Source organism: Cytobacillus depressus, from assembly GCF_008923245.1.
GTDB classification, from domain to species: Bacteria; Bacillota; Bacilli; order Bacillales; family Cytobacillaceae; genus Cytobacillus; species Cytobacillus depressus.
This window is the reverse complement of sequence record NZ_WBOS01000010.1, coordinates 126,614-135,138: the sequence shown is the minus strand read 5'-3', so window position 1 is coordinate 135,138 and position 8,525 is coordinate 126,614. Positions and strand designations below refer to the sequence as shown.

7 protein-coding genes, 8 tRNA genes and 1 rRNA gene are annotated in these 8,525 nt (G+C 40.3%); 15 read left to right on the top strand and 1 reads right to left on the bottom strand.

Features of this window, described 5'->3' with window-relative positions:
* From rrf to rocF, 10 genes are all read left to right on the top strand, one after another.
* A 5S ribosomal RNA gene (gene rrf, locus F7731_RS17975) occupies positions 1-117 on the top strand.
* Positions 118-126: 9 nt separating this feature from the next.
* A tRNA-Asn gene (locus F7731_RS17970) sits at positions 127-201 on the top strand.
* 34 nt (positions 202-235) lie between these two features.
* Positions 236-308 (top strand) — tRNA-Thr (locus tag F7731_RS17965).
* Positions 309-327: 19 nt separating this feature from the next.
* Positions 328-402: transfer RNA gene (locus tag F7731_RS17960), tRNA-Glu, on the top strand.
* 3 nt (positions 403-405) lie between these two features.
* Positions 406-481, top strand: a tRNA-Val gene (locus tag F7731_RS17955).
* 26 nt (positions 482-507) lie between these two features.
* Positions 508-580: transfer RNA gene (locus tag F7731_RS17950), tRNA-Thr, on the top strand.
* 11 nt (positions 581-591) lie between these two features.
* Positions 592-676: transfer RNA gene (locus F7731_RS17945), tRNA-Tyr, on the top strand.
* 72 nt (positions 677-748) lie between these two features.
* Positions 749-823, top strand: a tRNA-Gln gene (locus F7731_RS17940).
* A 129-nt stretch (positions 824-952) separates the two neighbouring features.
* Positions 953-1,025, top strand: a tRNA-Lys gene (locus tag F7731_RS17935).
* 228 nt (positions 1,026-1,253) lie between these two features.
* Positions 1,254-2,150 (top strand): arginase, encoded by an 897-nt coding sequence (gene rocF, locus F7731_RS17930; protein WP_151536178.1) that lies wholly within the window; start codon positions 1,254-1,256, stop codon positions 2,148-2,150.
* A gap of 106 nt (positions 2,151-2,256) precedes the next feature.
* Here rocF and F7731_RS17925 read toward each other — a convergent pair whose 3' ends face one another.
* Positions 2,257-2,412, bottom strand: coding sequence for an aspartyl-phosphate phosphatase Spo0E family protein (locus tag F7731_RS17925; RefSeq protein ID WP_151536177.1), 156 nt, complete (start codon positions 2,410-2,412; stop codon positions 2,257-2,259).
* A 410-nt stretch (positions 2,413-2,822) separates the two neighbouring features.
* On the opposite strand from F7731_RS17925, the gene sigW reads away from it, so the two are divergent.
* From sigW to glmM, 5 genes are all read left to right on the top strand, one after another.
* Entirely contained in the window at positions 2,823-3,386 is a 564-nt protein-coding gene (gene sigW / locus F7731_RS17920; RefSeq protein ID WP_151536176.1) for an RNA polymerase sigma factor SigW, read from the top strand.
* Positions 3,387-3,414: 28 nt separating this feature from the next.
* Entirely contained in the window at positions 3,415-4,050 is a 636-nt protein-coding gene (locus F7731_RS17915; RefSeq protein ID WP_151536175.1) for an anti-sigma factor family protein, read from the top strand.
* A 167-nt stretch (positions 4,051-4,217) separates the two neighbouring features.
* Positions 4,218-5,045: a diadenylate cyclase CdaA gene (gene cdaA, locus F7731_RS17910; RefSeq protein ID WP_151536174.1), complete on the top strand. Its 828-nt coding sequence runs from the start codon at positions 4,218-4,220 to the stop codon at positions 5,043-5,045.
* Positions 5,038-6,306: a CdaR family protein gene (locus tag F7731_RS17905; RefSeq protein WP_151536173.1), complete on the top strand. Its 1,269-nt coding sequence runs from the start codon at positions 5,038-5,040 to the stop codon at positions 6,304-6,306. Before cdaA ends, F7731_RS17905 begins: the two co-directional genes overlap by 8 nt.
* 120 nt (positions 6,307-6,426) lie before the next feature.
* A complete protein-coding gene (glmM, locus tag F7731_RS17900) occupies positions 6,427-7,779 on the top strand; it encodes a phosphoglucosamine mutase (RefSeq protein ID WP_151536172.1) in 1,353 nt (450 codons plus the stop codon).
* The last annotated feature ends 746 nt before the right edge of the window (positions 7,780-8,525 follow it).

The following is an 8,525-nucleotide window of genomic DNA, read 5'->3' as shown; positions in this document are numbered from 1 at the left end:
TCTAGTGGCGATAGCGAAAAGGTCACACCCGTTCCCATCCCGAACACGGAAGTTAAGCTTTTCAGCGCCGATGGTAGTTAGGGGCTGTCCCCTTGTGAGAGTAGGACGTCGCTAGGCTGTAATTATTCCGCAGTAGCTCAGTGGTAGAGCATTCGGCTGTTAACCGAACGGTCGTAGGTTCGAATCCTACCTGCGGAGCCATTTTTAAAAAAATATTTGAGCAGGTAGTTTTAATGCTTCCATAGCTCAGCAGGTAGAGCACTTCCATGGTAAGGAAGAGGTCAGCGGTTCGATCCCGCTTGGAAGCTTACCTAATATTTATTATATGGCCCATTGGTCAAGCGGTTAAGACACCGCCCTTTCACGGCGGTAACACGGGTTCGAATCCCGTATGGGTCACCATTTGGAGGATTAGCTCAGCTGGGAGAGCATCTGCCTTACAAGCAGAGGGTCGGCGGTTCGATCCCGTCATCCTCCACCATAATTTAATATAACTGTTATAAATATGCCGGCCTAGCTCAATTGGTAGAGCAACTGACTTGTAATCAGTAGGTTGGGGGTTCAAGTCCTCTGGCCGGCATCTTATTATTTGGTGGGGTAGCGAAGTGGCTAAACGCGGCGGACTGTAAATCCGCTCCCTTTGGGTTCGGCGGTTCGAATCCGTCCCCCACCACCATTTATTTTTAATTAAACTTGAAAAAATGGACAAGATAGTAATAGTCCTTTTTATTTTGGAAAGTTTCATCAGTGGGCTATAGCCAAGCGGTAAGGCATCGCACTTTGACTGCGACATGCGTTGGTTCGAATCCAGCTAGCCCAGCCATTTTTTTAAAAAACAACTCCGTAGCTTCGCTTCGTCGATTGGTTTTTTAAAAAAATTGCGACAAAGACCGCAGGACTTTGAAGCAAGTTTACGACTACAATCAATATCGAGGAAACAACATATTACTACGAGCCATTAGCTCAGTCGGTAGAGCATCTGACTTTTAATCAGAGGGTCGAAGGTTCGAGTCCTTCATGGCTCACTCATTCTTAATAAATAGACCATTATGTATGATTTCCATAATGGTCTATTTTCTTTTTATGTTTAAAGACGAGCCTAATGTTATGCCGAGAATACTAGTATTGGAATAATATAAAAATTAACTGAATTCCGTATATATATACATATTTTTGCTGAGTTGAGTCATGACGCTAAAAGAAGGTAAAATAGGATAAGACTTTGATTTAAGGGGTTGAAGGGAGAGTTTCTCATGAAAAAATTAGCGATTATTGGAATGCCTATGGATTTAGGCCAGGCCCGCCGTGGAGTAGATATGGGGCCAAGTGCCATTCGATACGCAGGCGTAAATGAACGATTAAAAAGATTATTTGATGAAGTACATGATAAAGGAGATATTGCGGTTGGACGACCGGAAGTAGAAGTAGATCCTGTATCTAATCTGCGCAATCTCCATTTAATAGCTGAGAAAACAGAGATGCTTGCCAAAGAGGTTAACCAGGCAATTGAGGAAGGGGCATTTCCACTTGTGTTTGGCGGAGATCATAGCATCGCGATTGGGACGATCGCCGGCGTTGCTAAGCATTATGAAAACTTAGGTGTCATTTGGTATGATGCCCATGGGGATTTAAATACAGCAGAGACTTCTCCCACTGGAAATATTCACGGGATGCCACTGGCAGTTAGCTTAGGCATGGGCCATCCACTGCTAACAAATGTAGGGGGCTATGCTCCAAAGATAAAGCCTGAGAATATCGTGATTATAGGTGCACGCTCATTAGATGAAGGAGAAAGAGAGCTTATTAAAAAGATTGGCATAAAAGTATATACAATGCACGAAATTGATCGCCTTGGAATGACAAAGGTGATGGAAGAAACGATTGAATACTTGAAGGAAAAAACAGATGGTGTTCATCTATCACTTGATTTAGATGGCTTAGACCCTCACGATGCACCAGGAGTAGGAACACCGGTAATTGGCGGAATTAGTTATCGTGAAAGCCATTTAGCTATGGAAATGCTGGCGGAAGCGGGTCTTATTACATCCGCTGAATTTGTAGAAGTAAACCCAATCTTAGATGACAAAAATAAAACAGCAACAGTTGCCGTTGCCTTAATGGGCTCATTATTCGGAGAAAAGCTATTATAATTAGGATAAATGAAATTGTTAATATTGCTATTTTGATGTTGATTGGAGCGGAAATCAACAAAAGCGTATAAATAAAAAAACTAAGCAGAGTTATTAAAAACTCTGCTTAGTTTTTTTTTTCATTGTCATATAAATTCAGCAGCTTATCTAATTTTTTACTTATGTTGACAACGGGTTTACTTGATAAAGAGGAATAGGAAGCTAAATAAATCATTTCTCTTCTGCATTGTTCAATATCGTTTAACAGTTTACATTTACACATATAGTGGACCCCATCCTTTTTTGACTAATCGGGCACATAGGGATATGATCATTTATTAGGATTTCAGCCTTGAAAATATTTTGCAAAATCATACAAATTTGTCTATGAATTACTCCCTATCATTCCCGAAATACAAAATTATTAAACCACACCAGTAAATATTTGTTAAAATAGATAGTATAAACAAATTAATAATTTAATCAACAATGTTTGTTACGACAAAAGTCTTTATGTAGCAAGAAACGAATATTAAGTTTTGTGTGGATGAAATTCAGCTTATTAGAATTTATCGAACGAGCTTGGTAAAAATATAGTCGCAAATTGTGCGAAAAGAAATTTTAAAAAAATGAAACCTTTTCCGCTATCGATCGTAATATCGATTAGCCGCATAGAGCGGAGGTAAAAGAAAAATGGAGACAATCGTCAAAAAAAGGATTAAGCAAGTTTTAAAAGGGGATCAGGACGCTTACGCAGAAATAGTCGAGATCTATAAAGAAAAAGTGTATATGATATGTTACAGAATGTTAGGAAACAGACATGAATCAGAGGACATTGCACAGGAAGCTTTTTTAAGAGCTTACGTCAACATTCATAGTTTTAATATAAATTTGAAATTCTCTTCGTGGCTCTATCGAATTGCTACGAATTTATGCATTGATCGGATTAGGAAGAAAAAGCCGGATTATTACCTTGATGCAGAAGTTGCAGGCACGGATGGATTAACGATGTATTCGCAAATTGCTGCTGATACGAACTTGCCAGAGGAGGACCTAGAAAGCCTAGAGCTGCAAGAGACAATCCAAAGAGAGATTTCTAAGCTTCCGGAAAAGTACCGTACAGTTATTGTTCTAAAATATATTGAAGAGCTATCATTAAATGAAATCAGCAAAATATTGGATTTGCCATTAGGTACGGTTAAAACGCGAATACATCGAGGGAGAGAAGCATTGAGATCCCGATTACGACACGTATAATATGTATAAGATGAAGAGGGTGAGAACTTTGAATTGTCCAGCAGAAGTGGTTCTTTATATGCATGAATATTTAGACGAAGAGATCTCAACCGAACATGAAAGTGAATTAAGAGCCCACTTGCATAGCTGTAAAGAATGCCAAGCGCATTTTCATGAATTGAGAAAGACCGTTGCTCTTGTCCGCAGTACTTCACATATTCAGGTGCCGACCGATTTTACGGCAAATGTAATGGCCAAATTACCAAAGGAAAAACGAAAAGTTGGATTTCAGCGCTGGATTCGCCAGCACCCATTACTCACGGCCGCATCTCTTTTTCTGGTGCTAATGATGGGAAGCTTTTTGTCTTCATGGGAACAGGATCGTCAATTTTCTGTATCGAAGCAACCAAACCTTGTCGTACAAAATGATACGGTCATTGTTCCGAAAGGTGAAGTAGTGAAAGGTGACATCATCGTTAAAAACGGGAAATTAAAGATTGAGGGGCAGGTTGAAGGAAATGTGACCGTTATTAACGGTGAAAAATATTTGGCATCGGCTAATCAAGTCACCGGAGATATTGAGGAAGTAAACGCTGTATTTGACTGGATGTGGTACCATATCAAAAAGACAGCGACTGAGGTAGTAAGTATTTTTAATAACAGTGAACCATCAACTGTAAAATAAACGTAATATTGCAACGGAATCCTTGTCAAATAGGCAGGATTCCGTTGTTTTTTGCCGAAAGAGACACAGTCCGGATGAGTGGAAATACGAATATTTATGATATAATATGAAGGCTATATATGAAATGAAAAGATTAGGCTTTTTAATATAGATTTGGAGGAAGGATAATGTCGTTTTCAGATTTCTCAATACTGAAATTTTTAGCTAATACTGTTGACATTCTCCTTGTATGGTACGTCATCTATAAACTCATCATGATTGTACGGGGAACAAAAGCTGTTCAATTGTTAAAAGGGATCTTTGTCATCCTTCTTGTCAAAGTAATCAGTGACAAATTCCACCTGCAAACATTAGGATGGATGATGGAGCAAATACTTACTTGGGGTTTTGTTGTAATTGCTATTATATTTCAACCCGAATTAAGAAGAGCCCTTGAACAATTGGGAAGGGGACGATTCTTTTCTAGAACGGCCAATCAAGAATCAGATGATCAGGAAAAAGTGGTCGAATCGATTGTAAAGGCAGTCGATTATATGGCAAAACGCCGGATCGGGGCACTCATTTCCATTGAGCGAGAAACTGGTATGGGCGATTACATAGAAACAGGCATCCAGCTAGATTCCAAAATATCATCTGAATTACTGATCAATATTTTTATCCCTAATACGCCATTACATGATGGGGCGGTCATTTTACAAAAAAGCCAAGTGGCTGCAGCAGCCTGCTATCTTCCTCTGTCAGAAAGCCCATTTATTTCGAAGGAGCTTGGAACACGCCACAGGGCGGCATTGGGGATCAGTGAAGTAACCGATAGTGTAACAGTGATAGTTTCTGAAGAAACAGGCAGTGTTTCGCTGACAAAAAATGGCGAGCTGCATCGTGACTTACATTCTGAGGCATTTAGAGAAATGCTCAAGAATGAATTATTAACCCACAGTCGGGTCAAACAAACTTCTTCCGCTCGCTGGAACTGGAGGGGGAAGAAAAATGGATAAATTTATCGATAAACTGATTGATACTCGCTGGTTTATGAAAATGGTCGCATTAATTCTTGCTTTGCTTCTATTTGACTCTGTTTATGATGCTGATAAAGATGTTTCCAATATTAATGTGCCAAGCGGAGCGGATTATGAAGTCCTTTCAGATATTCCAGTAAAAAGTTACTATGATACAGATAATCTCGTTGTAACAGGTGTCCCAGAAACAGTAAAGGTAACGTTGCAGGGGCCCAGAAACTTATTACAGCCTGCAAAAGCGCAGCGCAACTTCGAAGTATATGTGGACTTAGCAAATGCAGAAATCGGGACGAAAAATGTTCCACTGCAAATTCGCAATCTTTCTGATAAGCTGAAGGTAACGATCGAGCCTGCCTATGCAACTGTAAACATTCAAGAAAAAGTAACGAAGGAATTTAAAGTCAATGTTGAATTTGACAAAAATTTAATAGAGGCCGGGTTTGTTTCAGAGCCTCCTGAGGCAGAACCGAAAACGATTAAAATTACAGGTGCGAAAGATATCATAGATAAAATCAGCTATGTGAAAGCGACAGTTAATATGAGAGGGCCCATTAAAGAAACAGTGAGAAGGGAAGCAATCGTTCAAGTATTTGATCGGGAAATGAATAAGCTAGATGTCCAATTAGAACATGACGTGGTTGATGTCATTATTCCCGTCAAAAGCTTGAGTAAAACAGTTCCAATTAAGGTGATTGAAAAGGGGACCCCTCCGCAGGACGTATCCATCAATTCGGTTACACTTGATATAAAAGAGGCAAAAATTTTTGGTGCGCAAGATGTTCTAGATCGGACTGACAGTGTTCGAGTAGAGGTAGATGTTAGCCAGATTACTGGAGACACGGAGCTCACCCTGCCTGTCATTATTTCAGACGGGATTAATGAAGTGAATCCAAAAGTTGTAAAGGCCATGATTAGCACAACCATTCATCAGTCAGATGGCGACATACACGAAGAAGTAGATGAAAATAAAACATTTTCTAATCTACCGATCAATCTAACGGGGCTTGCCAACCAATATGAGGCTTCCGTGCAATCTCCTAGTGGGGCAAGCTTAACTGTGACAGGGAATAGTAACGCGATTCAGCAATTAAAAGCTAGCGACTTCAGTGTCATTCTTGATTTGTCTAATTTAGGAGTGGGGGACCATGACGTGAAGATTCTCGTAAATGGTCCATCTGATGTGCATTGGAAGCTGGCAACGGAAGTGGCAAAAATCTCAATTACACAAAAAGAAATTTAGCATGAAATTTTGTAAATATACTGTTTATCGAATGAACTTTTAAAGATAATGAAACGAAATTTTCAGAGGAAATCATCTTTTAGTTATAGTTAAATTCTGATTAAAGGAGCGAATGCTTGAATGGGTAAGTATTTTGGAACGGATGGGGTACGTGGAGTTGCAAATAGTGAACTAACGCCTGAATTAGCTTTTAAATTAGGCCGCTTTGGAGGGTATGTTCTGACAAAGGATAAAAATCGTCCAAAGGTATTAATTGGCCGTGATACTCGTGTGTCTGGGCATATGCTCGAAGGTGCTCTCGTTGCGGGACTTTTATCAATTGGAGCGGAAGTGATGCGCCTTGGCGTCATTTCAACACCAGGGGTAGCTTATTTAACAAAGGCACTTGGAGCTGAGGCAGGTGTCATGATTTCTGCTTCTCATAATCCGGTAGCTGACAACGGAATTAAATTCTTTGGTCCAGATGGATTTAAGCTGTCAGATGAACAGGAAGACGAGATTGAGAGCTATATGGATCAAGAAGAAGATAATCTTCCAAGACCAGTAGGGGCTGAGCTTGGACAAGTAAATGATTACTTCGAAGGCGGACAGAAATACTTACAATATTTGAAACAGACGGTGGATGAAGATTTCACTGGCATACATATTGCATTAGACTGTGCCCATGGAGCTACATCTTCTCTTGCTTCACACCTGTTTGCTGATTTAGATGCTGACCTGTCCATGATCGGAGCTGCTCCTAATGGCTTAAATATTAATGATGGGGTAGGATCTACTCACCCTGAGACGCTTGCTGCATTTGTAAAGGAAAAGGGAGCGGATGTTGGATTAGCGTTTGACGGGGATGGAGACCGCCTGATTGCGATTGATGAAAATGGAGACATTGTCGATGGCGACCAAATCATGTACATTTGCGGAAAATATTTGAAGGAACAGGGCCGACTTCGCCATAGTACGGTTGTTTCTACTGTCATGAGCAATCTTGGCTTCTATAAAGCGCTGGAGGCGAATGGCATCCAGAGCATTCCTACCGCTGTCGGCGATCGCTATGTTGTCGAGGAAATGAAGAAAAATGGCTATAATCTTGGTGGAGAGCAATCTGGCCATATCATTTTCCTCGATTATATTACGACAGGAGATGGACTGTTAACTGGACTTCAGCTTGCCAATATTATGAAAATGACGAAAAAGCCTTTATCAGAGCTGGCGAAAGAGATGCAAAAGTTCCCACAAAAGCTTGTCAATATTCGTGTGACGGACAAGCATCATGTAACGGATAATGAAAAAGTGAGTGCGATCATTGCAGAAGTAGAGCAAGAAATGAATGGAAATGGGCGAATTTTAGTACGCCCGTCAGGAACAGAGCCGCTTGTACGAGTAATGGCAGAAGCTCCAACCGAAGAGCTATGCAATTCTTATGTAGAGCGAATTGCAGTAGTTGTCGTAGAGGAAATGGGATTAAAAGAAGAATAGATAAAGTGAATCTTCATTAAGTCGGGGGAGTCCATCATACCTCACTGAATGTTAGTTGAACTTATCACGCTCAAGAGCGACACGTTTTCCCAAAAGCTCTGCTTTTGGTCGTGCGATGTAGAGCTGCCGTAGTGTTCCTTGTCCTGTGGCTTTCGCCTGACTAGGACATCCTGTCCGTCGTCGAGCCTTTATGGGCTGTTGGATCCCATACTTGGAAGTCTTGCTTTCTCAACTTCTTGAAATGGGAATCTTACAGCCCGTTAAACTGCGAAAAAAAGAATGCATAAGGGAACCGAACCGTTCACTTATGCATATTTTTATTATGTAGGGTATATTTACCCTTAAGCTTTTAATTGACGTGAAAGACTTTTATGTGTATGATATTACTGTTTTTGGTAAATGGCTTTGCGAATATTATGTTGTACGCAATAAAGTCCTACATTGCTAATAACAAAGCGAAGATTTTAGAAGAAAGGTGGGCAGTGAGGTTGAAAAATAAAAATGAAAGCGCCTGGACTAATCCTCGAGCGAAGTGGATTAGTTGACGAGGAGGAGGTTTATCGAAGTTTTCGGCGGATACCTCCCGGTTCAAAGCAAACCGTGATCTCATCTTTAAAACATTAGGGCAACTTAATGCACAAAGAGATGGGAATGCTATGAATATAAAGATGTTTTGTTTCGATTAGCCCACTGTATAGTCAGAAAAAGGCTGTATTAGTTGCTGGTTCGTAAGAAAAACATCAATA